Source organism: Vibrio penaeicida, assembly GCF_002933855.1.
Taxonomy (GTDB): domain Bacteria; phylum Pseudomonadota; class Gammaproteobacteria; order Enterobacterales; family Vibrionaceae; genus Vibrio; species Vibrio penaeicida_A.
This window is the reverse complement of sequence record NZ_BFAQ01000047.1, coordinates 106,425-131,582: the sequence shown is the minus strand read 5'-3', so window position 1 is coordinate 131,582 and position 25,158 is coordinate 106,425. Positions and strand designations below refer to the sequence as shown.

Here is a 25,158-nt window from a genome sequence, read left to right as displayed (position 1 = left end):
AGTTTGTCTGCATCGTTTGAATGGTATGAAATATAACTCTAACAAAATCATACACATCCATTCGTAAATATCGATTGAGCCGCAAACGAAACAAATAGATTCACTTTAATTGATCTAAAAGTGAGCCAAAGGGGCAGATTGATTGTAAAATGAAAGTGAGTTTACTTATGCGGATTTATTTATGAAAAGCAAAGCCAATCAGTCTCAAGGAATGCTGATGTTTAAGCTAACAATTCAGCAGAGCTTTGCCATCGGCACATTGAAAGTTCGGGAAATTGTTCCTTATGCTCAAACCACGCAAATCCCCTACTCTCACCCTCATGTCGTCGGAACTATCCCAATTCGAGAATTGACGGTACCCGTAATTGATATGGCAGCAGCAATTGGATTTCGCCCTATTGCACGTGAAGAATACGAGAACAGCTACTTAATTGTTACAGACTGCTTACGTACTATTGTTGCTTTTATGGTGCGCGATATAGAAAAAATCATTGAGTGTGATTGGCGTTCGATAGAATCTGCCCCTGATACCGTAGGCGACAACGTGTTCGTAACAGGTATCACTCGCCATAAAGACAAAATAGTTCAAATGCTGGATGTCGAGCTTTTGCTTTCCAAAATATACCCAGAACATGATAGCCAGCGTATTCCGATTCTAACCGACGTAGAGCGCGAGCGCCTTAAACCTCTTAGTATTCTTCTGGTCGACGACTCTAGCATTGCGCGAAAACAACTATCGGATGCACTGGACAGCATCAACATCCCTTATCAAGTGTGTAAAAACGGGATAGATGCATTGAACTTAATGAAAGACGATGCCGCTAACCACAAGCCGATCGATATTTTAGTCAGTGATATCGAAATGCCCGGACTGGATGGTTATGAACTTGCTTTTGAGGTTCAAAACGATACCGCTTTGAGCCGATCATATAGGATTCTTCACACCTCACTATCAAGCGAGATTTGCGTAGATCGAGCACATCAAGTAGGAGCCCACGAAGCCCTAACAAAGTTTGATGCGACCGAGCTCGTACAAGCAATGCTCAGAGGTGCGAAGCAAATTGAGGAATCAGTTAGCGCAGCGTAACCATAAACTCAAATCAATTGTCAGCCGGTGAATTCGCCGGCTTTTTTGTTTTTCTTCTCCCCTCTTCCTCTTCATTAAACCACCTATACGACGTATATCACATAAATATGAAAACGATAGCAATAGATGTTAATCGTTGTTTCAGATCAACAAACCAAATCAATTTCATAAGCAAAGTGAGCATATACCGAAACGACCTCTCCTAACACAAAAGAGAGGCGATGAAGCAATGTATAACAATAATGGAGAGTCTGAAATGACAAGCGCATTTTACATCCCTACGGTCAATCTAATGGGCGCGGGTTGCTTAATTCAAGCCGTCGATAGCATTCAATCGCAAGGTTTTAAAAAGGGGTTAATAGTCTCGGATAAGGTGTTAAACCAAATCGGAGTCGTAAAACAAGTAAACGATTTACTTGCAGAGAGGGCAATTGCGACGGTTGTTTTTGATGGAACCCAACCGAATCCTACGATTTCTAACGTAAATGAAGGTTTAGAATTATTGGTAGAAAATGGGTGTGACTTTGTTATCTCTTTAGGCGGCGGCTCGCCCCATGACTGCGCTAAAGGTATCGCACTTGTTGCGGCTAATGGTGGGAAAATTGCCGATTATGAAGGTGTAGACCGATCAGAGAAACCTCAGGTGCCACTTATTGCCATCAACACAACGGCTGGTACGGCTTCTGAGATGACACGCTTCTGCATCATTACGGATGAAAAACGTCATATTAAAATGGCGATTGTAGATAAGCATACTACCCCGCTTATATCCGTTAACGATCCTGAGCTGATGCTTGCTAAACCCGCTTCGCTTACCGCTGCAACAGGAATGGATGCATTAACCCATGCCATAGAAGCATATGTTTCTACCGCTGCTACCCCAATCACCGATGCAGTTGCAATTAAGGCGATTGAACTCATTCAAGCGCACCTAAGAACGGCGGTCAATAAAGGTGAAGATATAGAAGCCCGTGAGCAAATGGCATACGCCCAATTTATGGCTGGTATGGCATTTAACAATGCTTCACTGGGTTACGTTCATGCCATGGCACATCAACTTGGTGGATTTTACGACCTACCACACGGAGTATGTAACGCCGTATTGCTACCACACGTGCAGAAATATAATGCTCAGGTATGCCCTGCTCGATTAAAAGATATTGCGGCTGCAATGGGGGTAAATGTAACGGGTTTAACCGATGAGCAAGGTGCAGAAGCCGCACTGAGTGCCATAAAGCAATTGTCTAAAGATGTTGGTATTCCGGCAGGGTTAGAAGATTTGGGGGCAAAGTCCGAAGACATTCCTTTACTTGCAGAAAACGCCCTGAAAGATGCTTGCGGGTTTACTAACCCCAAGCAAGCAACACACGATGAGATTTCTTCTATTTTCGCGGCGGCTATGTAACCACATTACCTGATGTAAATACATAACCTGAGCACTGAAACAAAAAAACCAGCCAATTGGCTGGTTTCCCTTCAAGATACTGTTTAGTTTTAGCCTGCCATACGAACTAAGCTTTTTCCAAACAACACATCCAGATCTTCACGAGCAGATTCACCGTAGTTATCTTCTACCATCTTATATAAACGCTCTATTCCAGCTCTAGCGAATTCGTGCGCATTTTCTGATGTCACGACATGGTGGAATAGCAATCTAAGAATGGCTAAGAACTCTGCATTATCAAGGGCTTTAACCCAGCTGGATTTAAAACTCTCAACCCCTTCATCCAGAACTAGGTGTGTTACGAACATCTTAAAGATTCGCCCATCTAGTGCTGCTGTGAAATCCGTTTTCTTAGGGAAGTGGTGACTGATACCTGTACGAGAGACGCCTGTTTGTTGACTCAAAGTGGTGTAAGACATTTTGTCGTAGCCCAATGTAATTAGTTGGTCTACAACTGCATCCATAATCTTTTGAATGGTGATTTCGGTATCTTCTTTACTACGCTTTGGCATGTTAGGGCTCATCTATTTTATATGTTTAAGTACACTCAAACTTGAGCATGAGCGACTTATAGTATTATGTTCTATATTTTTAAAATCTCAACAGATTGAGGAATATATAAGCAACTATTCACGAAATTTGTGATTTGCTAGGAGTAAATTCATAAAGAGCGAGATCGATAAATATTCGCTCATTTGATTTACCCGAATACCGGGCAATAGAACTTTATTTAAAGTGACACTATTGCAAATGATTCCGATTTCTCGAATCTTCTTACAAATTACTCAATTGGGCAATACGACCTTATTTTACGACCCGATAAATCGACATTTCCATTCACCCACACGTGACAAACATCACATAAATACGATGAATATATCGTTACAAAACACTATTCCATGAACTCGTTGAAGCCAATAATTTAACACCAACAAACTGAAATTCTATGGTTTTAAAGGCACCAGAAGAGTAACATACCCTCATTAATTGTAAGAGGATACGTTATGACAACGAAAGTAGAAGAAAACCAAGTTTGTGAAGCATGTGGATGCAGTGCAGAAATGGGGTTCATCATCAAAGAAGGCGACGATGTAGCAAACATTTCTTTGTTTGGAAGTGATTTCACTGCATTAGAGTCTGAACTCAATAAATACATAGATCTGGCAAAAACAGTATCTGACGAAGTGACGTACGAAAGCCAACGCATTGAAGGTGAAGATGGTGTTGAAACAAGATTCCAATTCACTTGCAGTGCCGAAAAACTCATTTTTGAATTGAAAACGCGTGCACTCGCCCGATAAGCTGTACCAATACAGATAAACACTAAACTGGGCGGCTTTCTTTAGCCGCCCTCAAAGCAAGACCTGATATCTCACCTGTCCTGTTCCAATTGAAGCCACCTTAGATCCCCATTCAACTCAAATTCTTGCTCTTTACTGCAGATTAAGTACAGCTCACCTACCTGAATCACAGCACCAAGCGTGTACGCTTTATCTTCGTAGTAACACACTTTTTCAAACAGTTTTCCATCAGTAACAATGAATGAAGATTTCGGTGTTGTTACTGTTTTGGCATGCACACCAACAGAGAGAATTGCGATTGCGAGTACAAGTAGTCTACCCATAGTGATCCTATATTAAATTGTTTATACCCAAGTAACCTCTATACATGACAAGGCTTTGATTTTATGTACATTGAGAGTACTTGCATACGTATAAACTTAGCAGGACTTGCAGCCCTACACAGCTATACTGGCTCAAAATCTAGGTTCCTATACTGGAATGACTCGGGTATAACGCTTACTATCAGATTAAAGTCACAGTTTGAACTTGGGTGCGTATGAAAGCAGGTTATTTATTCATTGGGTTGCTATTGAGCGGTGTTGCCCACACCAAGCCGCTGGATCAATATAAACTGCTCAACCATATTGATTCTTATGGCAATGTTAATCTAAGAAATACACATTACACCTCTCTTCCTGATGGAATGGTGGTGAAAAAGAACCTCAATATTGCAAAAACATCCATTGAAAAGCTGCCTAAAGGCCTGGAAATTGGAGGCAGCTTAGATGCATCCAACAGCCAACTTTCATTTATTGCTAAAGGAACAAATATCAAAGGATATGGTAACTTCCTTGGTTCCAAAATAACCACTTGGAATGCCAGCGTCAAAGTAGGTGGCTACCTAAACTTTACAGACACGCCTCTTGAAACTTTACCTCCCGGGCTAATTGTGACGGGTGACCTTAGTGTTATTCGTACACCTTTGAAAGAACTTCCTCAACCATTAACAGTAGAAGGCAATTTGTATATCGGAGGTTCCAACATAACCAAACTGCCCGATGAGCTCACTGTTGATGGCAACATATACCTTGGCGGAAATCAGATTACATATTGGCCGAAAGACTTAAAGCTTGGTGGGGCTGTGGCAAGGTAGCGACAGATAAAGCGATTATGTAGCTGAAAAAAAGGAGCGTTAGGCAATAACGCTCCTTTTCAATTTCTTTGGAGGTAAACTGGCTTTGAAGATGGACAAGCTCGTAGGCTACGCCCCTCAAGGCGAACTTTTTGAATGTAAAACTGAAAAACCTAGCCTTGGTTCGCTACTGGGTTAGCGTACATTTGTTTAAGAAAATCATGCGCGCCTTCTGGCAATTCTCTTAGCTTACTGTCCAGTGAATCCTTCGCTTTTGAGTCAGCATGTTCGGCGTCAGCAGCGGCATAATAGTTGATTGGAAAGAGCTTGTAGATCGAGTGGATCTGATCGTCAATTTCTTGAGCCAATTCATCAGGTGTTTCAAAGTCATCTTCAATTACGTTGCCGAAGCTAACATGAACACGACCTTTATACCCAACGATGCCTTGAATGATACTTTCGATATCTTCAAATTCACTTTTCTCGTAACTGCCTGACTCTGCTTTCTCAAACAGTTCTTTCGCTTTGGCAATATCACACGGGTCGTTTTCGTAAGAAATCGCTACAGGAACGATTTTCAGCGTTTTTATGTATTCTGAGAAAGGCATTTTTTGTTTTCTGCCTTCTACGTGCAACATTTTTAGAATCGCAGGATCTGTTTTGTCGTTCCCGTCTTTGGCTCTACCCTCTTTCTGTGCAATCCAGATAGAGTTATCGGTGTCTAAAGAGTGTTTAATATAAGAAGACAACTGCCCAAGCGCTTTCATCATTTCTCGTGGCGCTTTTGCACTGCGGTTTACTATAAAGCTTTTATTCAGCTTCATAAGTTCAGTTGCGCACGGTTTCTTTAAAAGGTTATCACCGATAGCAATACGAACCGTTTTATGTTGATTGTTATACAAGCCCCAGTTCACCAGAGCAGGATCCATCGCGATATCTCGGTGATTAGAGATGAACAAGTAAGGTGTATTCTTATCTAACTGTTCCAAGCCAGAATATGTTACGCCATCAGTTGTCGCATCGAGCGTTTTGCTGAGGTATTTTTCAACTTCTAATTGAATTGCTTCAACGGAATCCAACTTAGCCCACTTGAACTTAAGGTAAACCTTAACCATTGGACTGACTATATTTTTAAACCAACTTGCATGGTTACTGAAGCGATGCTCTAAGATAGCAGAGATAAATTCTTCATCATTAATTAGGCGTTCAATGGCAGCGGGAATCTCGTCATCATTGTACGGACGAATTTCTTTATAAGGATCCGTTTTATTAGTCATCTAATCTATACGTCAATTTTAAAATCCGGCATATTCTACGCGTACTTGAGAAAACAAGCAGCTAATGAATGCGTCGTTTAATTAAGGTCAGACCAGATTATATACTAAGCCCACTTAATTGTTGTGCGCGAAGGTAGGTTACTGAATCACAATTGGCTTATCTTTCTGTGAGAAAAAACCTCTCTTACGTCTAACGCTGAAAGAATAGAGATCAAAAATCATCATTCGTTCCTTCACCATTACAGAAATCACCAAACTCTGACGAAAATTATTCAAACCACCTCAAGATACAGGACTTAGAAATCTCCATTTCGTTTCAGTGCATGGAAAAGAACAACGTGGAAAGATTCAGTCTCTCCAAGTGGTTTAGGTATAAACAAGTGGTTTAGGTATAAATCACTAAATGTCTCAGTTTTCATTGGCATTTACAGTAATAAAAGATACTCTTTTCCACAGTTAAAGTATCCGGAAACCCTTTATGAATTATGCAGTAGAGCATCAAAATACAGTTTACTCATTTCTGGTAACCACACCTCGCAAAAAACGTCTTAAGCATAGCCTGATTTATGTTGAATCAGGGTTGGTTTTAGTCAAGCTTGGTAGGAACGAATATGCAGTAGAACAAGACAGCGCAATTTGGTTACCAATAGATTGCTTAACGTCTGTAACTTTCGTGCCAGGTTCAACGGTTTCTCAAATTGATTTTTCTGTGCGATTGCAGGATAAGTTTCCTACTCAAGCGGGCTTTGTCTCCTTGCCACCTGTTTCTAAAGCCATACTTGAGAAGCTATCTCAGCAAAAACTTAAAGATGAAGAAATAAACAATCTTTTGGACGTAATACGAGACGAATCAAGAACACTAAGACCCCTACTCGATATGTCGCCACTGAGTATGCAGATATCCCAGTGGAGCGCAGACGACGAGAGCAGTTTAAGCAAAGAATTATTGTTGGTGCTTAGCCTACGGGAAGCTAAAAAGAAAATGCAATCAGGCACAAAGAGAAACGTTGTTATTGATGAGTTTTTTGCTGGTCGAGAAGAGGAATTCGAACAGTTGGCAATGCTGGTAATGGGCGAAAGCTTATAGAGGTACGCTTATAAACAGCGACGAAAGTGCATAGAAAGTGAGACAAAAGTAAGAAAAAAAAGCGAAGATAGAGATTAAATTGAAAAGTGCCTTAAAAAGGCACTTCTACTTGCAACATTACGTCGCCTGGCTGTAGGTTATGCCAACGATAATCAATGCGCATTCGCGGTTCGTTGTCATCCCTTTCACCTAAACCTAAACTGAATTTCAAACCTGTAGCTTCAAGCTTTTCAGAATAAGTCATGTCATCAAATTGGCTGTCGTATTCGTCTGGCATCCAGACGCCGATGCCAAAATGATTACTTTCAACACTTGAATATAGCAACGGATCACTGCCACTTTTAAGTGTCCATTCTTCCCAGTAATCGTCGTTACTCACTGGGTCGATTATAAAGTCTTTCACAGATGTGAGGCTTGAGGTAAAAGCATCAAATGAATGTGCAATCGATGCGCAAACCGAATCTTGCTCTTTTTCAACCATCATGATTGAGGTGGGAGTCTGAAAAGAATTACATGCAAAAGCAGGAATCGTAAAGAAACCAAGCATACAAACTAAATTGCAACTACGTTTGGTCATCGATGTGAGCCCCCTAAATAATTTCTGCCTATATCTTCCGATACAATGCGTGATTTCGCAAGAAATTATTGACAGAACGGGTAGTTAGAGCTGATATCGATTCATTTTGAGCCAATTTCTCACGAATTAACGTACTTCGGACTGAAACTTTTTCAGGACATGCCATAACAGACCAGCGCTTAGTGATCTCATGAGAACAGTAAAACTTGGAAAAGTTAAAGAAATTATCTGGACCAATTACAAATGTTAGCTCTGCATCAGGGTTGGTTTCTTGGAGGGTATTTAAAAGTGCATACGTCGTTACACTCTCTTCAGGGCGATATAGACTCTCTTCGATTCGGCTCAATTCAACATTAGATTGAGCTATATCTGAAATAAAACCTTCCACCATCTGGCACCTTACATCGAAATTTGCCATCTCTTTTCCCCATGCATGTGCATAGTTTGGAACAAGCAACACCTTGTCGAAATGCGTTAATGATTCAATAACACTTTTATGCCCAAGAGTTGGCGGGTTGAAGGCACTACCAAAGATTGCAATATTTTTCATACATTCGCTACTGGAAAAAATTCCTTCATTCATAACACTTCAGCCCAAGCATCCGAGATTTCCATTTTGGTTGACTTGTTTCAGGCAAATCGGTGTTTAATAATAAAAAGATTGGGGTATGATATATCCAAGTGACTCTAAGATACAGGGTTATAAAATACAGGGTTTGGAGTGCCAGCTTTAGCTCTCTTAGGCGCAAAAACTCGGCAGCACAAAAAGGAAACAGAATGGAAAATCATATCCGTGACGAGATGCGAGTATTGGCTTCGATCGATCCTCATTTTGAAATTCAGCGTCGCGTAGATTTTATTAAGCGTAAGCTTCAAGAGTCTGGTTGTAAGTCTTTAATTCTGGGTATTAGTGGCGGTGTCGACTCCACTACATGCGGCAGACTGGCTCAACTGGCAGTAGATAATCTTAATGAAGAGTCTGGCAACGCTGGCTATCAATTTATTGCGGTTCGACTTCCCTATAGCGAGCAAAAAGACGAAGACGAAGCCCAACTGGCTCTGAGTTTTATACAACCTTCACATTCTGTTTCAGTGAACATTCAGGCTGGTGTGGATGGCTTACATAGCGCTTCTCACATTGCACTTAAAGATACCAATTTACTCCCACAAGACCCGGCGAAAGTAGATTTCGTAAAAGGGAACGTAAAAGCACGTGCTCGAATGGTGGCGCAATATGAAATTGCGGGTTACGTAGGTGGTTTAGTTTTAGGTACCGATCATTCTGCTGAAAATATTACTGGTTTTTATACAAAATTTGGAGACGGAGCGTGCGACCTAGCACCGCTGTTTGGTCTAAGCAAACGTCAAGTTCGTGAAATTGCAGACACTCTAGGTGCACCAGAACTGCTTGTTCATAAGGTTCCAACGGCCGATTTAGAAGAGCTTGCGCCACAAAAAGCGGATGAAGACGCTCTGAATCTCACTTACGATCAAATAGACGACTTCCTTGAAGGCAAACCCGTTTCTGAAGACGTTACCAAAAAGCTCGTTGCGATTTACAAAGCCACTCAGCACAAACGTCAGCCTATTCCCACTATTTACGACTAAATAGTCAGGTGCTTGCACCGCTTAAATGGACAGTCTATACCCAAGTGACCTCAAGATGTTTGGTTATATAAATGCAGAGAATTTAGGCTCTCTGCATTTTTTAGTCACATCAAGTTCTAGGATCCGTCGATACAGCAACATCGCCAAGAGGTGTGCTGCAACAAGCCAAAACAATGCCATTCTCTTTGTCATCTGACATCAAGGCTGGTACATCTGGTGTTTCAAACTCCCCACTGATTACTTTCACGCGGCATGCACCACAAAGCCCTGCTCGGCAACTGTTCGCTATACTCATCCCAGCATCTTCAGCTTGATTCAAAAGAGGTTGTTGGTTATTTCCTTCGAACGTTTTTCCATCCACCGTCACTTTTATCTCTTTCAACGGCAACTCGATTGGCTTGGCTACGCCGAATGCTTCTTGATGATACTGGCTTTCATCCAGCCCCATTTTCATCAATAGATTCTTAGATTTAGTCATAAAGCCGTTAGGACCACATACAAAAGTCTGCCTTGATAGCAGGTCGGGTATTTTCTTTATATGGCTTAACGACAGCCGACCTGTCAATCCGTGCCAATTTGAATCCGGTTGCGTCAAAGAAATCACCACATGCAGTCCCGGATAAATCATATTCAGCTTTTCTAGCTCTTTACGGCAAGGGATATCTCGCTCAGTACTGCATTGATGATAAAAAACAACGTTATTAACTTGATCGTGATCCGAAAGGTAGCGAAGCATAGAAAGCATTGGAGTCACACCACTACCTGCGGACATAAGTAACAATGGATGAAGAGTATTGGTGAGGTGGAATGCGCCATCAGGCGTATCTGCCACCAGCGTGTCCCCTACTCTGAATCGATCGTGCAGCCAATTTGACACCGCCCCTTCATTGATTCGTTTTACCGAAATGGCATACCTACCAGGTCGTGTCGGACTGGAAGATAATGTATAGCGACGAGAAAGTTTACCAGCGGGTGTGTCTATTTCGATAGGCAAATGCTGACCGGGTAGATAGCCGGGTAAGGTGCCCTTCGCTGGCTCCATCCAAAACGTCACAAAATCACGTGCTATGGTTTCTTTCTCCACACATGTGAGTGTTAACTTGTCTTTCGAATTATCTTTGTATTCTTCTTTAGGCTTTGTTTCTAAAACCTCCACAACATCACCGGCGCGAATAATGCCTTCGTTTTTGGCAACGAGGTTCTGACCAAAAAATACGCCACCTCGCTCATTGGCTCGAAACGTAGACAGCGTTTTGAGTGGCTCTTTAGAGGATTTAAACTCGCCGGTTTTCGCGTTGACAGTGGTAAGAATACATCGCTCGCAAGGTTTAACGATTTCAAACTCAACCTCACCTATTTTAATTCTTTTCCAGCCGTCTTCTGCAAAAGGCTTGGTATCAGAAACCACTAGGTTTGTTCGAAATTGATCCATGGAACTATCTTCATCAGCTCTTCGATTTAGCTCTTCTAGCGATGCCTCACTTATCAGCAGTAGAGGGTAACCATCAGCAAAACTCACATTTGTCTGTATCTTTTCTCTCATTCGCTGAGATTGCTCACCACAGAACAGCAATTGAACTGGAATATCTAAAATTTGGCTAAACCATTCATTGGCGGTGTTAGAGGTAGATAGTGCCTGAAAACTGTCATTCCACACTTTGGCAGGTTGAGGGTTTCGTTCAAACTCTGAATACTTTAACCTCAACTCAGTCTTATTAGGGTATGTAAGAACAAGCCCATCAGATTGAAGTGCTGCATGCACGTTCACAAGGTTGGGGTACTTACGAGCCGTAATCATGGAACCATCGAGCGCTGCAACCATAAAGCGACGGTCGAAACTCAGCCCCTGCTTTTCGACCCAAGCCTTTGAGAGTTGTATGCCACCTATAGATTTCACTGGAAAAACATTAACTTGCGATAAATGTGGTATTGTCATTTTTGCTCACTAATTTGGAATGGCTGTCGCCTCGGTTATAGCTTATTTCTTATATGCTTAATGCTTAATAATAGAAAGTCATTTCAGCTTATTGCAGACGAAACCATCATTCGCCATACCTAAATAACGGTACATCAACAACTCCACTGAATCGAGAGGAAGATTAATGTTTTGTTAAATCTAAGAGCTCAGTTCTGAATGTTTAGGTTTGATAGTTCACTCTACGTCCACGCCCCAGATATCGTCGAAATTCAGCTCAATAGGTTCGCAATTTTTGATTTGAAACGGTTCTTAGTAAAAAAGGCGTGAAAAATAACACTATTTTGTCTATCATCCTGTCGCCTAAACGGTTGCGTTTTTAGACTTTTCGTCGAATTCCTGCTTTTAGGCTCCTGTTTTATCTTAACCTGGTGGGAGCATTCAAATGACAACAATTACTATCACTCGTCCTGACGACTGGCACGTTCACTTACGCGATGGCGATGTTTTAACAGACACCGTACGCGACATCAGCCGCTATAATGGTCGAGCTCTGATAATGCCAAATACCATCCCACCCGTTACCGATACCGAAATGGCACTGGCCTACCGTGACCGTATTATGGCAGAAAAGCCAAGTGAGCACTTCGAACCTATGATGGCTCTCTATCTAACGGATAACACAACTTCGGATGAAATTCGTAAAGCGAAAGCGACGGGCAAGATTGTCGCGGCAAAACTCTACCCAGCTGGTGCGACAACAAACTCTGATTCAGGTGTCACAGACGCGAAAAATATCTATCACGTGTTAGAAACCATGCAAGAAGTTGGCATGTTGCTTTTGATTCATGGTGAAGTTACAACGCATGACGTCGATATATTCGATCGCGAAAAAAAGTTTCTAGACACCGTTCTTACCCCTATCGTTAACGACTTCCCTAACCTGAAGATCGTTCTTGAGCACATTACAACTTCCGACGCTGCAACCTTTGTGAAGAACGCGAACGAAAACGTCGCTGCCACAATCACTGCGCACCACCTGTTGTTTAACCGCAACCATATGTTAGTTGGCGGTATCAAACCGCACTTCTATTGCTTGCCAATTTTGAAACGAAATACCCACCAGCAAGCATTGATTGAAGCAGCAACCAGCGGCAGCAAAAAGTTCTTCTTAGGAACAGATTCTGCACCGCATGCTAAAGGTGCAAAAGAATCTGCTTGTGGTTGTGCAGGCTCTTACACTGCTCACGCTGCAGTAGAACTTTACGCAGAAGTTTTTGATAACGAAGGCAAGCTAGAAAACCTTGAAGGTTTTGCAAGCCACAATGGTCCGGATTTTTACGGGCTTCCTCGCAACCAAGATACGGTTACACTGGTTAAAGAATCTTGGGATGTAGCTGAAACTATGCCATTTGGTAGCGACATTGTTGTGCCAATCCGTGCTGGTGAGCAGATTGAGTGGAAAGTAACTCGTTAATACTAATCGATACGTCGATTAAGTAACCCAAATCAGATGCCCGCAAACATGCGGGCATTTTTTATACTGGTCGATTCACTTTATATTGATCAGGTGTAATCCCAGCGTAACGTTTGAACATCGTAATAAACGGGCTTGCTTGGTTATAGCCCAAAAGGAACGCGGTTTCTTTTACAGACTTACCTTTTCGAAGCAAGTCCATAGAGTGAAGGTAACGTATACGTAAACGCCACTCAGTAAAACTCATCCCTAATTCGCTTTGGCAGTGCCTTGCAAGAGACCGTTCTGTAGTGTGAACACGAGCAGCCCAGCTTTTTAATGAATCATTGTTGGTCGGATTCTCTTCTAGCCCTCTTAGAATAGGTGCGAGCATTTTATGACTAGAGGTTGGTAAGAAGTGATGCTTTTCAGGTGCCATTGCCAGTTGGTCCAGCAAAACGTCAACTAATCGCTTATCTTGATCCGATTCTGCCGAACACACATCTCTCTGCCGAAAATCTTCGATGATAGCCGTCATAATTGGCGTCACCCCAAGTAGACAAGTATGTTTAGGCATATGTTTTGTTTTATCGACACTGACATTGAGCGAACAGTAATCCAGAGGCTTTCTATTAAAACTGTGGTGCAATACACCGGCAGGAACCCATATAGCCAAATTTGGCGGTGCGAGGAATCGAGTTTCATCCGCGAACAACTCTAACATCCCACCTCGAATAAATTGTAACTGCCCCCACGCGTGAAAATGCTCTCGCGTGACGGTGTTCGAATTGAATGCATCAAAGTTCATGTATACATCTGAAGGCAGTTCTTCAAAAGAAATCGCCGGATGAGTATTGGTTTGCAACTTCTCTCTCATCTTTTACCACGCACTCACGGTGTCTTTTAGGAGATAGATATCATTATACCGACCCAATCTAGCATGTCCCAATGAATTGTTGTGTCGGGGTTTGGTTTTCGCTCGAACATCGCTTTAAAATCGCACGATCTATCTCCTTACTCTTCTCTATAACAGTCTCCACAATCTATTGGTGGTTTACCCTGCAAATTCAAGTTGATAGTATGCGCGTCACAAATCATCTCCAACGCAATTGACGATAGGTTGCAATTCACTTGGACACGAATAAAGACATGATAAGTTCAGACGACAAACTACCAACAACTCCTGCTAAACATTCATTAATTGAAATGCAGAGCGTATGCCTAGATATAGAAGGTAACCGAGTCCTCAAGAACATGTCTTTTGCAACGAAGTCTCGCCGCCTAGGGATAATTGGTCGTAATGGTTCAGGCAAATCGACCTTATCGCGCGTTTTATCCGGCTTGATCAAGATACAGTCTGGCAAATTAGAAGTAGCTGGTATAGATCCCTATAAGAATAGAGATGCGGCTGTCGAGCAAATTGGCATCCTATTTCAAAACCCTGATCATCAAATCATCTTTCCTACTGTTATCGAGGAGCTCGTATTTGGCTTACGACAGCTGGGACAAAGTAAAGTTGATGCAAAGTCGAATGCTTTAAACATGTTGGCTAAGTTTGGCAAAACTCACTGGCAAGATGTTCATACCGCTTCATTGTCACAAGGTCAAAAACACTTAGTTTGCCTAATGTCTGTTGTCGCCATGCAGCCCAAACTTATTATCTTAGATGAACCATTTGCCGGTTTAGATATTCCAACAAAACAACAACTTCAAAGATACTTAGATTCCTTCTCTGGAAGCTTAATTCACATCAGTCACGATCCTGCTGATATAGAACATTACGACCAAGTTTTATGGTTAGAATCTGGACAAATCGAAGAAGTAGGTACACCGGATACTGTGTTGCCAAATTATCTTGCAGAAATGAACCGATTGGGAGACAGCGATGATATCTCTAACCTCACCAATTGAAACGAAAGCACATAACTGGAGTGCGGGTCTAAAGCTTACCTTGCTTGGTATCGTCACAATCAGTTTGTTTTTTGTTGAAAGTATCCTCTTGCATGGTGTTTTCCTTGCCGTAGTTATTGCTCTTTATGCGCTGCCAGGCAAGGTGTTTTTTCTGCACGGTTGTCGGCAGCTAAAAATTTTATGGCCATTCGTAGTCATTGTACTCGCATGGCATACATGGACAGCGGAATACCAAGTTGGCGCGGTAATCGTTGTTCGAATGTTGTCGGCCGTGGCACTGGCAAACTTGGTTACGATGACAACGCGACTATCCGATATGATTGATGTAGTGCACTTCTTAGCACGCCCATTTAGACGATTGGGCTTAAGCACACGAGCCTTGGAGCTTGCAATCGCTTTAGTTATTCGTATGACACCCGTTTTGATTTCTAAAGGACAAAGCCTAACTTTTGCTTGGCGAGCTCGTTCCACCAAACGATCTGGCTGGCGTATTATTTTACCTTTTACCGTTCTTGCACTGGACGATGCGGACCACGTTGCCGAAGCTCTCAGGGCTCGCGGTGGCACTACTAATCTGGAGAAAAAATAAATGGAAAAGAACATCGCTTATACTGCTCTTTTTGCGGGTCTAATAGCTGCTCTTGGCTTGATCCCCAAAATTACGTTGGCATTTGGCGTACCTATCACCGCACAAAGTCTAGGCATCATGCTTTGCGGCACTATCTTAGGTGCAAAACGTGGCGGATTAGCCGTACTCCTGTTCTTGTTGCTCGTGGCTATTGGTCTTCCTTTGTTGTCAGGTGGCCGTGGTGGAATTGGGCTTTTCTTTGGCGCTACTGGCGGTTTCTTAGTTGGCTGGCCAATTGCTGCGTTCGTAACAGGATTCATCGTAGAAAAATGGCGCAACGGTAACCTCACTGTAGTCGCCAGTGTTGCGTCGATGATTGGCGGTATTATCGTGATGTATGTATTTGGTATTACAGGTATGGCTATTGTTCTTAAGAAAACCTTACTTGAGTCAGCGGCTCTTGTTACCGCCTTTATTCCAGGTGACATCATCAAGGCCATTATTGCTGGTTTGTTAACATCAGCAATCGCTAAAGCTCGACCTGCGAGTTTGCTATCAAGAGCGGCATAGATTCTTTAATCTAGCCAGTCTCGTATATATAAAAAGTTTGCCGCGAAGAAGGAACGATTGTGAAAACTCTAATTTATACCGACAACGTTTCAAACAACCATATTTTGTATTATGCGTTGGCTAAACTTCGTGGCAAACATAACGTTTTTTTCGTTAACGCCAATGAAATTCTTGAAGGGGCTTTGAGCCAAGATATTGATCTCTTTGTAATGCCTGGCGGAGCAAGCCGGTACAAATCGGCGAAACTAAATGGTAAAGCCAATACATTGATTAAAAACTACGTTGCTAACGGAGGTTTTTATCTCGGGATATGTGCTGGTGCCTATATGGCATGTGCTCGAACTCTTTGGGCAAAAGGTTCACAATTTGAAATTGAAACCTCAAACGAACTCGCATTTTTTAAAGGCACGGCTGAAGGACCTATTGATTCTTTTGGCGCGGGGGATAATTTTAACAGCACGAAACCTAACGTTGTTTCTTTGGGTATTCTCCAAGGTTCAAGCACCCTACTCCAATCTTCTCTTTATATGGGTGGTAGCCTATTCAAAGCTGAACCAGACGAAAATGTTGAAGTCTTGGCAACATTCACCGACTTACCAAACACTCCGCCTGCCGTTATTAAAGGAAAATTTGGTAAAGGTCAGTATGTTCTAAGTTCTACACATCCCGAATACGATACAGAAGCTGTCGAACTCATGCGTTTTGATGTTGTAGGAAATGAATATATCGATTTCACCGAATTAGAAAATGCCTCATCCCTAAACCTAGCCTTATTAGCTCAACTGCTTGCAGAATAAGCCAACCCCAAAGTAGAGTTGTTTTCACTGCCGTTTCTTTCCAATTAAGCTTGAACATGACTTCAGCTAGCTATATCAATAATTGATTTCATTATTCATGTTTGAAAACAATTAGATAGCGGCTCCACTTGAATACCTAAGTTCGATTAACTAGTTGAATTTTAATCAAATCATCCACTCTAATAACTTGAAATAACAGTAAAACACACTAAATTTAAAGAGGGTTTAAAGAAACTTAGGTATTGGAATGAAAACACTTCAGTCTGTATGGGACGGAAAGCATTGGCAAAGCTCAGAAGATATAAAGCGACTCAACAGTGATAACACTTTAGCTTTATTATTCGGCTCAATTAATAATGGAAAAGATGCCATTAAGCAACTACGCAATCACTTGCCAAATGCCTCACTGACAGGCTGCTCGACTGCAGGTGAAGTTTCTGGCGTTCAAGTACATGATAGCGCACTGGTAGTTACCATTGTTTGTTTTGAAAAAACTCCTATTCGTATGCTACGTCTCAAAATACCAAGTGAAGATACTAACCAAAAAGACATCGGCATCCAAATGGCCAAACAGCTAATGGAAACGCCTAATTTACAGCATATTTTGGTGCTCAGTGATGGGCTACATGTGAACGGCTGCATGCTCACAGAGGGTTTTGATTGTGCCGTACCAGAACACGTTAAAGTGACAGGAGGGCTTGCTGGCGATAGCGAAGCCTTTGACCAGACGCATGTACTCTACCAAGATGAAGTTGCAGAAAAGCAGGTTGTTGCGGTCGGCTTTTATGGCGATTCAATTTCCGTGAGTTATGGTTCACGAGGTGGTTGGAGCCCATTTGGTTTACAAAGAAAAATCACGCATTCGGAAGAAAACACGCTTTATGAATTAGATGACGAAAACGCTTTGGAAATCTACAAAAGCTACTTAGGCGAACTGGCCTCTAACTTACCTGCAAGTGGGCTCAGATTCCCGTTAGAGATAACCGATCCAAGTAAATCAACCAAACTTGTTCGCACACTGCTCAGCATTGATGAAACTTCAGGTTCTATTACGTTTGCTGGTAACGTACCCGCTGGTGCAACCGCAATGTTAATGCGTGCAAACGTAGAAACACTTATCGAGGGTGCACAAAGCGCTGCCGAAGTGTGCCGCAAGAATATGGAAGACTCCCCTCAGTTTGCCATTTTGATCAGTTGTGTTGGGCGAAAAATACTCTTGAAACAACTAGTAGAAGACGAAGTTGAAGCTGTAAAAGATGAGCTGGGTTCTTCTACCCTACTTTGTGGGTTTTATTCCTATGGCGAAATCGCTCCGTATGACAGGCATTACCCTTCAGAGTTACACAATCAAACAATGACCATTACTGCTTTTTCGGAAACTTGATATGCACCGACTTCTCAAACGTCAACTGCGCAAAGCTTTTCCAAATGGTGTGCCAAAAGAAGGTGAAACCTTCAATGCTGACCAAATCAATACTTTTATAGAAATGGTTGATCAAGGCTATCAATCGATGGCAGAGCAGCTAACAATGACCGAACGAACGCTCGATCTTAGCTGTACAGAATTAACCAATAGGAACCAAACTCTTAGTCTTATATTAGATGCACTTCCAGACATGAGCTTTTGGATAGATAAAGAGGGACTTGTTCGGGATATTCGCTCTGGTAATTTCTCTCCACCATTTATAGATTCTGAAGAAAATTTTAAAGCCATAGAAGATTTAGATATCGTCATTAATTCACCGGAACTTAAAAACTTCCTAAGAAACTACGAATCCAAAAGTGGGAGAGCGGCTGAATTAAATCTTTATGCTCATGAAACACACTATCAAGTAAAAGCACGAATCACTCCGATTACCCAGACTCGCTGGTTACTGGTGTTACGTGATATATCATTAACCAAACAACTTGAAACGCTTCAAAAGCAGCGAATGGAGCAAATTCAAAAAGCTCAAAAGCAACTTCAAGGGCTGGTAAACGCGGCACCAACAGGTATTGTGATATGCAACCCTAAACAAGAAATCATCATGGTAAATCAGTATATAAGTACTGTGTTTCAAAAACCTAAGAAAGAGTTTCTTGGTAAAAATCCAGCAGAGCTTGTTGCGATAAAACATCGGACTTCTTTGCGTGCGCAGGTTATTGATGTTCTAAAATGCGAAGAAGAGGAATGCAGCCGAAGGTTAGATATAGCCATTACGTTACCTTCTGGTGATCTAATGCAAGCAGAAATAGCACTGAGTACACTCATGTTTGATGATCAGCTTTTGATTATTATGTCTATTTCTGACATTAGCGATCGAAAACAACTGGAAAAGAAATTGCGTGTTCTTGCATCTACCGATCCATTAACAGGCGCACTCAATCGACGCAGTTTCAATGATTATACAGAGCGAGCCATTTCTACCTGCATCCGTATCAATCGTCCTCTTTCGCTCATCATTTTGGATATCGACTTCTTCAAAAAAATCAATGATACATATGGTCATGCCGCGGGCGATGACGTTCTTGTTGCTGTTGTATCGAAAATTGGTGAAGTAACGAGAGATGTAGATATTCTTGGTCGACTTGGAGGAGAAGAGTTTGCTGTCGCTCTTCCTAGTGCTTCAATGGAGCTAGCCAAAGAAATCGCTGAACGTATCAGACAAGAAATAGAGAGAATGATTGTAAGTAATGGTGATCAAAACATTAGGCTGACTGTCAGCCTTGGCGTCATTACGCTTTCAGGCACCTTACTCGAAAAACCTTTAGAGCATGCAATAAACTCAGCAGACGAATATCTTTACTTTGCAAAAGAACATGGTAGAAACCAAGTTGTCGACTCCGAAGGCTATAAAAAGCGCACAAGCTGACGTCTTTGATTGAAATGTCTTACGTCATCTCTTCTATTTACCATTGACTGCCTTTTATTCATCTTCGTCTGACAGGTAATGTGATCTAAGGTTTTTTGCAAAACAGACGTTCCTAGCCATCTCTTTAAACCCTACCGCGTTGTGGCAAGCGATACTTGCAAGGTTATTGATATCTGAATCGCTTGCTAACCAATCAAAACCTTGTCGTCGAGCCCAGCTTTCCGCTTGCCTCAACAACTTTTTGCCAAAACCTTGACCACGATAATCCCGCTCAATAAACCACCCCTCTATATAAGGGACGCCTCTGACGTCAACTCCTTCAGCATGGCTTCGGATGTTTAATTCAATAAATCCGACGATCTTATCTTCTTCATTATCTAAAACGAACACCTCAACAATTTGAACACTAGTAAGATCAAAAAAGGACTCTATATCCAATTTGTGCACTGATAATTCATCGGGCCACAATTCATTTCTTAATATCGCCCATTCTTCTTTGTCTTTGCGCTCTGCTCTTCTAACAATCACGATGTTTCCTTGAAGTGAATTTTTGGGTTGCCAACCTCTACTGAGTATTTTTTAATCATAGTCTCTATTTTGGTCATTGGAATGCATGTAAAAAAAATGCGAGTGTAAAAACACTCGCATTTATATAATTGTGGATCAGTATCAAATTACTTTACTGCACACACTTTAGTCCAGCTGCCATCACTTCCTGGTACAGATGATGTGTACCAGTTTGCTTTGTAAACAACGTTGTTGTGAACCATTTGGTCACCACCTGTTGCATGGCTTGGGTTACCCGCCCAGTCAGTTTGAGGCCAGTTAGGGTAAACGTTGATACCTGTAGTGCTACAAGTACCGTCACCAGGGCCACCAGGACCACCGCCACCATTTAGGTCACCAATTGGTAGGTTAGGCTGCTCAAACTTGAACGCGTACTCTTTACCATTTACTTTCACACTGTAGTTAGCAGGCCCAGAGATTGGTAGGTAGTAAACCATATCAAGCTCATAAGTACCGCCAGCTGGTAGTGCTTTCCAGTTAGGTAGAGAGAAAGAAACGCGGTGCATTGGTCCGTCTAGACCACCAATGTTGTTCGCACGAGTGTGGCCAGAAGCGATAACTTTCAGACCACCACCAGATTGATCTTTCGCGTTATCAGGAGCAGATACTGGGATATCGAACTGGAATTCAGTTCCGCCCGGTAGTTCAGTTCCAGTGTTGTTCGTAAATGTTACTTTCGGGTTAATTGGGTAGTTTTGGTCACCCACTTTAAAGCCACCAACACTTACTGCAATATCGACCGCTTCTGTAGGAGTTGGTAGAACCGCTACTTTGTTACCGTAAGGCGTTGTCGCTTGGAACTTGTCGTACATCGCTTTCGTCATGGTGTTACCCATGTGGTACTCACCGTTACCGGTAGCACAAGCTTGCTCTGTTGCGTCAACCGTTGTGCGGTTTCCTTGACCATCTAGTACGTAGCAGTTGTAGTCACCCGCCAGTTCCCAGAACATGATGCCGCCGATTTCTTTATCGATGACATAGTCCGCTTTCACATTGATAGAGTCTTTATCTTCGATAGAAAGGAATACACTCTTCTGCGCGTTCCATAGCCATGGTGCTACTGCCACGCTGTCGTAATGGCGAACGTAGTTACCTACCAATTTGTGGTCTGGGTTGTTAACTGGGTCTAGCTTGTAAGCGTCTGCGTATGAACCGTAGATACCTTTCTCAAGGTTTTTCGCATGCCAGATTGGGTTAGAACCCGCACCCATTTCTTTTTTGGTCTTCGGATCGGTATCGTGCCACATGTTGTCTACACCAGTCGCACCGTAACCACAGTTGTTTTTCTCACCTTCACCAGTACCTGGAAGACACTCGTTTTGGTTAGGAAGCGGAGCACGTCCCCAAAGACCGTTTTCTCCACCAGTAACACCCTGCCAACCACGTGAGTAGTATGGAACACCGATGTTAATACGACCAGCAGGCATAGAACCACGGAAGTAATGGTAAGCCCAGTCAGTGTTTAGGTAGCCGATACCACCGTATGCAGCTGTGCCATATACATTCCACTGAGCTAGCTCAGAATCTTTACCTGTGTCGTACAACGCTGCGTTATGACCAACGTGGTCGTTCCAAGCACCGTGTAAATCGTAAGACATGATGTTTACGTAATCGAGGTACTTAGTAACGTCAAACGTTTCCATACCACGAAGCAAGTAACCTGAAGAAGGCGCTGCAATTGTCAGCATGTAGTGGTTGCCGTCTTGTGCAGAAGCTGCATCCACTTTCTGACGAAGTACTTTCATCAACTCTTGATAAGATGCCCATAGGTATTGACGACGAGGTTCCATGAACGCTTTATCGTCTGGGTTACCAGCACCTGCCATTGATGTTGGGTATTCGTAATCGATATCCAGGCCATCAAACTTGTATTTACGCATCATTTCCACAGCAGACGCTGCGAACTTTTCAATGCCTGCATGGTTGATAGAACCATCGGCATTGGTTGTCATTGTGTAGAAACCACCGTCCGCTACACGCGTACCATCAGCACCAAAGTGACCACCCGTTTCGGCCCAACCGCCGATGGAGATCAACGTTTTTACGCCGTGTTTCTGTTTTGCAGTAGCAAGTGCACCGAAGTGACCTTTGAAGCCCAATGCAGGATCAACTTCAACACCTGGCCATGTTTTACCTACTGCTGCGTTGTTTGGATCGTTAACATCACCAACATTGACTTTACCGTCGGATCCGATGCTCACAAATGCATAGTTAATATGGGTCAACTGCTCCCATGGAATATCTTTAACTAGGTATTGTGCTTGAGGGTCATCACCAGCACGCCAGCTAGTGAAGTAACCGATAAGTCGTCTTGGGTGATCCATACCCATTTTTTCACGACCTTCTTGGTCGTAAATCGTACAATAAGGGACGGTTACGCCAGGAGTTTGATAAAGGCCGTCTGGTCGACAAGCTTCATGATCAACTGGTGTTGCAGCCGCCGCTGGGGCAGAAAATGCGCTTAGTGCCAACATGCACGAAGCAGCGATAGTGCTTAACGAGAAAAGACCCTTTTTCTCATTAATTTGGTGCGAATGATTCATCTCTTTATCCTTAAAATCTATTAGAAAGATCAAACTGCTCAACGCATCAAAACTTAGAATGCGTTGCAAAATAACCATAGATTGGACAATCGAATTCGGCACCTACAAAAGATCTAAATTGAACAATGACTCGCAAACACATGTTAGTTTTATGCAACAAGGTGAATCATATTTTGTAGCAGCAACTAAATTTTTCCACAGAAGAAAGTCGCTATTGATTTATATCAATATCCGCATTATCTCGGGAAACTGACTTTATTGCAGACTAATTCCCTAAATACTCCAACCTAAACAAAGGTTTAGTTTGCACAACTCTGACATAGAATTAACGATAAAATCGCAACATTCTATTTTCATTTGTTTTTTTGTTGTACTGACAGATTCTGTCAACCCACTTTTTTAAGATGATCCTGAATTCAACAACAAGGAATAAAATCATGGAACAAGTTCTCGAAATAGTGAATTACAAAGTATTGGATGGCGTTACCGAATCGCAACTACTTGAAGCATCAGATCAAATCACTGGCTTTTTAAAGCGCTCGGAAGGTTTTTTGTATCGCTCGTTGAGCTACAATCAGCAAAAAGAAACATGGACAGACACGGTATATTGGCAAGACATGGAAAAAGCGAAAGCTGCATCAAAAGAATTTATGACCGCACCTGAAACGCAGGATTACGCCTCCAAAATCGAAATGGAGTCCGTGGATATGCAGCATCAAATCATCAAGTCAGACACTGGCTGTACGATGTAATGTAATAAAACTGATAGTAATCACACTTAATATTTTCCTACTTGTAAGGATACGATAGACACATGAGTAAATCTGAAAGGCTGTTCGAGTTACTGACTTTGTTACGCTCAAAGCGTTACGCCGTCACAGCGAAATATCTCGCTGAGACAATGGAGGTCAGTGAACGGACCATCTATCGAGATATTCAATCACTCATTTTGTCTGGCGTCCCAATTGAAGGAGAGGCGGGAGTCGGGTATCTGCTTAAGTCCGGCTCTCACCTTCCACCGCTTATGTTTAGTGAACAAGAAATGATGGCACTTGAACTAGGAATGAGAATGGTAAGAGCATGGTCCGACAAAGAGCTTGCTGATGCTAGCCGATCTGCATCTCGTAAAATCATGTCGGTCCTTCCAGATAGCCTTAAACGACAAGTTGAAGAGTTTTCCCTTATCGTGCCTGACTACCATATCCAGTCTGATACCGCTGCGAGAAGCCAAATGCTGCGTAATGCGACGAAAAACCAACAGGTAGTAAAAATGAAGTATCAAGCGGAAAGCGGCGATGTTTCAGAGAGGCTAATCCAACCATTAGGGCAGATATTTTGGGGTAAAGTGTGGACACTGATTGCTTGGTGTGAATTGCGAAGTGCTTATCGTAATTTCCGTGTAGACAGAGTAATTGCACTGGAGGTTCTAGAGACTCAATTTGCTACAAGTGATACAAAATCACTCAAACATTACATTGCCCAATACGCGCCACCGGACTAGTCACGCGTATCGGGTTTACCGAGATTAAACGATCTTTAATCTTCGTCTAGCCAACTCATTTCTGGCAGTTCATCTAAGTGTTCTTTGTATCTTTTCAAATTAAAAGGTTCTTCATTTTTGACAACGCCAAATACTTCTAACATTAACGCACACGCAATCATATCGATGGCGTCTTCACGGGAATTGCCTGTCATCATAAGACGCATTAACGTCTCTTTTACTTTGATCGGGTCACCATCGGCTATTTGATTTTCTACTACTTCGCGAAGGTGTTCGTCCGTCATTATTGCTTCTTGTTCGTTGCTCATTCTTGATCCAGCCAATTAAAAACAGGCAGAGTATACCGCCTGAACCAACAATAATCACTGGGACAATTGAAGAATATCAAGGGCGTCTTTGTTTTAAAGTAATATTCTATAGGCGTTAAAGTCTATGTGAGAAAAAAGATGAAACGTAGCAGCGACATTTTGCGTGGAAAACTGAACACCGAATTCAAAACGGTATCTGCAATGATCGAGATTTATTGTAAGGCATACCACTCTCCTTCCTGCACAGACTGTCAGTCGCTAGGAAATTACGCCGAAACACGATTGGATCGCTGCCCTTATGGTGAAAACAAACCAACATGTAATCGCTGCCTAATCCATTGCTACAAACCTGAACCCAAGGAAAAGATGAGAGTCATTATGCGATATTCTGGTCCCAGAATGCTGCTCCATCACCCTATATTAGCTATTCGGCATCTAATCCATGAAAAGCGTGAAGTACCCGATTTACCGAAATCCAATTTGTCTAATCGTCATTTGAGATTGAAATCAAATAAATAACAGCTCTATCACCTTAAGCCTCATAATTACGTGCTCTAACCCATTAATTTTTGGTAATAATTCGTCGCACTTAGCATTTTTAGCCCATAACACCTTTGTTTCATATGACACAATAAATTCATCTACAGCGCTCGTAGTTAAATGGCTGTTTTTGGC

General features: G+C 42.2%; 26 protein-coding genes. 16 read left to right on the top strand and 10 right to left on the bottom strand.

Features of this window, described 5'->3' with window-relative positions:
• The first annotated feature begins 181 nt into the window (after positions 1–181).
• Both VPNCDNU1_RS24190 and yiaY read left to right on the top strand, forming a co-directional pair.
• Positions 182–1,087 carry a chemotaxis protein gene (locus tag VPNCDNU1_RS24190; RefSeq protein WP_104402732.1) on the top strand — a complete coding sequence of 302 codons (906 nt, stop codon included), beginning with the start codon at positions 182–184 and terminating at the stop codon, positions 1,085–1,087.
• A gap of 256 nt (positions 1,088–1,343) precedes the next feature.
• On the top strand, positions 1,344–2,492 hold the full coding sequence (gene yiaY / locus VPNCDNU1_RS24185; protein WP_104402731.1) for an L-threonine dehydrogenase: 1,149 nt from the start codon (positions 1,344–1,346) through the stop codon (positions 2,490–2,492).
• Between the two features lie 89 nt (positions 2,493–2,581).
• Here yiaY and VPNCDNU1_RS24180 read toward each other — a convergent pair whose 3' ends face one another.
• Positions 2,582–3,043 (bottom strand): TetR family transcriptional regulator, encoded by a 462-nt coding sequence (locus VPNCDNU1_RS24180; RefSeq protein ID WP_101113975.1) that lies wholly within the window; start codon positions 3,041–3,043, stop codon positions 2,582–2,584.
• A gap of 492 nt (positions 3,044–3,535) precedes the next feature.
• Between VPNCDNU1_RS24180 and VPNCDNU1_RS24175 the strand changes: the two genes are divergently transcribed.
• On the top strand, positions 3,536–3,832 hold the full coding sequence (locus VPNCDNU1_RS24175) for a YfcZ/YiiS family protein (RefSeq protein WP_104402730.1): 297 nt from the start codon (positions 3,536–3,538) through the stop codon (positions 3,830–3,832).
• Between the two features lie 71 nt (positions 3,833–3,903).
• Here VPNCDNU1_RS24175 and VPNCDNU1_RS24170 read toward each other — a convergent pair whose 3' ends face one another.
• A complete protein-coding gene (locus tag VPNCDNU1_RS24170; protein WP_104402729.1) occupies positions 3,904–4,155 on the bottom strand; it encodes a YnjH family protein in 252 nt (83 codons plus the stop codon).
• A 215-nt stretch (positions 4,156–4,370) separates the two neighbouring features.
• On the opposite strand from VPNCDNU1_RS24170, the gene VPNCDNU1_RS24165 reads away from it, so the two are divergent.
• Positions 4,371–4,967 (top strand): hypothetical protein, encoded by a 597-nt coding sequence (locus tag VPNCDNU1_RS24165; protein WP_104402728.1) that lies wholly within the window; start codon positions 4,371–4,373, stop codon positions 4,965–4,967.
• A 152-nt stretch (positions 4,968–5,119) separates the two neighbouring features.
• Here VPNCDNU1_RS24165 and VPNCDNU1_RS24160 read toward each other — a convergent pair whose 3' ends face one another.
• On the bottom strand, positions 5,120–6,223 hold the full coding sequence (locus VPNCDNU1_RS24160; RefSeq protein WP_104402727.1) for a 1-acyl-sn-glycerol-3-phosphate acyltransferase: 1,104 nt from the start codon (positions 6,221–6,223) through the stop codon (positions 5,120–5,122).
• Between the two features lie 478 nt (positions 6,224–6,701).
• Here VPNCDNU1_RS24160 and VPNCDNU1_RS24155 point away from each other — a divergent pair, with 478 nt between their 5' ends.
• Complete coding sequence (locus tag VPNCDNU1_RS24155; RefSeq protein WP_104402726.1) at positions 6,702–7,310, top strand: AraC family transcriptional regulator; 609 nt, start codon at positions 6,702–6,704, stop codon at positions 7,308–7,310.
• A 91-nt stretch (positions 7,311–7,401) separates the two neighbouring features.
• Here the strand turns inward: VPNCDNU1_RS24155 and VPNCDNU1_RS24150 are convergent, their stop codons facing one another.
• Both VPNCDNU1_RS24150 and VPNCDNU1_RS24145 read right to left on the bottom strand, forming a co-directional pair.
• Positions 7,402–7,887 carry a hypothetical protein gene (locus tag VPNCDNU1_RS24150; RefSeq protein WP_104402725.1) on the bottom strand — a complete coding sequence of 162 codons (486 nt, stop codon included), beginning with the start codon at positions 7,885–7,887 and terminating at the stop codon, positions 7,402–7,404.
• A 28-nt stretch (positions 7,888–7,915) separates the two neighbouring features.
• Positions 7,916–8,437, bottom strand: a complete 522-nt coding sequence (locus tag VPNCDNU1_RS24145) for a nicotinate-nicotinamide nucleotide adenylyltransferase (protein WP_104402724.1) — start codon at positions 8,435–8,437, stop codon at positions 7,916–7,918.
• Between the two features lie 227 nt (positions 8,438–8,664).
• Here VPNCDNU1_RS24145 and nadE point away from each other — a divergent pair, with 227 nt between their 5' ends.
• The gene (gene nadE, locus VPNCDNU1_RS24140) at positions 8,665–9,495 is read left to right on the top strand and encodes an ammonia-dependent NAD(+) synthetase (protein ID WP_104402723.1); all 831 of its coding nucleotides are present in this window, start codon (positions 8,665–8,667) and stop codon (positions 9,493–9,495) included.
• A 109-nt stretch (positions 9,496–9,604) separates the two neighbouring features.
• Here the strand turns inward: nadE and VPNCDNU1_RS24135 are convergent, their stop codons facing one another.
• Entirely contained in the window at positions 9,605–11,431 is a 1,827-nt protein-coding gene (locus VPNCDNU1_RS24135) for a hybrid-cluster NAD(P)-dependent oxidoreductase (RefSeq protein WP_104402722.1), read from the bottom strand.
• A 424-nt stretch (positions 11,432–11,855) separates the two neighbouring features.
• Between VPNCDNU1_RS24135 and pyrC the strand changes: the two genes are divergently transcribed.
• A complete protein-coding gene (gene pyrC, locus VPNCDNU1_RS24130; protein WP_104402721.1) occupies positions 11,856–12,887 on the top strand; it encodes a dihydroorotase in 1,032 nt (343 codons plus the stop codon).
• A gap of 61 nt (positions 12,888–12,948) precedes the next feature.
• Here pyrC and VPNCDNU1_RS24125 read toward each other — a convergent pair whose 3' ends face one another.
• Positions 12,949–13,743 (bottom strand): AraC family transcriptional regulator, encoded by a 795-nt coding sequence (locus VPNCDNU1_RS24125; protein WP_104402720.1) that lies wholly within the window; start codon positions 13,741–13,743, stop codon positions 12,949–12,951.
• Positions 13,744–14,015: 272 nt separating this feature from the next.
• Between VPNCDNU1_RS24125 and VPNCDNU1_RS24120 the strand changes: the two genes are divergently transcribed.
• The 6 genes from VPNCDNU1_RS24120 (at position 14,016) to VPNCDNU1_RS24095 (ending at position 19,564) form a co-directional block, all read left to right on the top strand.
• On the top strand, positions 14,016–14,777 hold the full coding sequence (locus VPNCDNU1_RS24120) for an energy-coupling factor ABC transporter ATP-binding protein (RefSeq protein WP_104402719.1): 762 nt from the start codon (positions 14,016–14,018) through the stop codon (positions 14,775–14,777).
• Positions 14,752–15,366, top strand: a complete 615-nt coding sequence (locus tag VPNCDNU1_RS24115) for an energy-coupling factor transporter transmembrane component T family protein (RefSeq protein WP_104402718.1) — start codon at positions 14,752–14,754, stop codon at positions 15,364–15,366. The genes VPNCDNU1_RS24120 and VPNCDNU1_RS24115 overlap by 26 nt, the downstream gene beginning before the upstream one ends.
• Complete coding sequence (locus tag VPNCDNU1_RS24110) at positions 15,367–15,915, top strand: biotin transporter BioY (protein ID WP_104402717.1); 549 nt, start codon at positions 15,367–15,369, stop codon at positions 15,913–15,915. It abuts the gene before it with no gap.
• A gap of 59 nt (positions 15,916–15,974) precedes the next feature.
• Entirely contained in the window at positions 15,975–16,712 is a 738-nt protein-coding gene (locus tag VPNCDNU1_RS24105) for a BPL-N domain-containing protein (RefSeq protein ID WP_104402716.1), read from the top strand.
• 247 nt (positions 16,713–16,959) lie between these two features.
• Entirely contained in the window at positions 16,960–18,096 is a 1,137-nt protein-coding gene (locus tag VPNCDNU1_RS24100) for an FIST signal transduction protein (RefSeq protein ID WP_104402715.1), read from the top strand.
• A 1-nt stretch (position 18,097) separates the two neighbouring features.
• Positions 18,098–19,564, top strand: a complete 1,467-nt coding sequence (locus tag VPNCDNU1_RS24095) for a sensor domain-containing diguanylate cyclase (protein WP_104402714.1) — start codon at positions 18,098–18,100, stop codon at positions 19,562–19,564.
• Between the two features lie 54 nt (positions 19,565–19,618).
• Here VPNCDNU1_RS24095 and VPNCDNU1_RS24090 read toward each other — a convergent pair whose 3' ends face one another.
• Together VPNCDNU1_RS24090 and VPNCDNU1_RS24085 are read right to left on the bottom strand one after the other, a co-directional pair.
• Complete coding sequence (locus tag VPNCDNU1_RS24090) at positions 19,619–20,092, bottom strand: GNAT family N-acetyltransferase (RefSeq protein WP_104402713.1); 474 nt, start codon at positions 20,090–20,092, stop codon at positions 19,619–19,621.
• A gap of 146 nt (positions 20,093–20,238) precedes the next feature.
• A complete protein-coding gene (locus tag VPNCDNU1_RS24085) occupies positions 20,239–22,602 on the bottom strand; it encodes a chitinase C-terminal domain-containing protein (protein ID WP_237324210.1) in 2,364 nt (787 codons plus the stop codon).
• 509 nt (positions 22,603–23,111) lie between these two features.
• Between VPNCDNU1_RS24085 and VPNCDNU1_RS24080 the strand changes: the two genes are divergently transcribed.
• Together VPNCDNU1_RS24080 and VPNCDNU1_RS24075 are read left to right on the top strand one after the other, a co-directional pair.
• Positions 23,112–23,426 (top strand): hypothetical protein, encoded by a 315-nt coding sequence (locus VPNCDNU1_RS24080; RefSeq protein WP_104402712.1) that lies wholly within the window; start codon positions 23,112–23,114, stop codon positions 23,424–23,426.
• A gap of 62 nt (positions 23,427–23,488) precedes the next feature.
• Positions 23,489–24,175, top strand: coding sequence for a helix-turn-helix transcriptional regulator (locus tag VPNCDNU1_RS24075; protein WP_104402711.1), 687 nt, complete (start codon positions 23,489–23,491; stop codon positions 24,173–24,175).
• A 35-nt stretch (positions 24,176–24,210) separates the two neighbouring features.
• Here VPNCDNU1_RS24075 and VPNCDNU1_RS24070 read toward each other — a convergent pair whose 3' ends face one another.
• Positions 24,211–24,483, bottom strand: coding sequence for a hypothetical protein (locus VPNCDNU1_RS24070; RefSeq protein WP_104402710.1), 273 nt, complete (start codon positions 24,481–24,483; stop codon positions 24,211–24,213).
• Between the two features lie 138 nt (positions 24,484–24,621).
• Here VPNCDNU1_RS24070 and VPNCDNU1_RS24065 point away from each other — a divergent pair, with 138 nt between their 5' ends.
• Positions 24,622–25,002: a nitrous oxide-stimulated promoter family protein gene (locus VPNCDNU1_RS24065; protein WP_104402709.1), complete on the top strand. Its 381-nt coding sequence runs from the start codon at positions 24,622–24,624 to the stop codon at positions 25,000–25,002.
• Positions 25,003–25,158 lie beyond the last annotated feature (156 nt).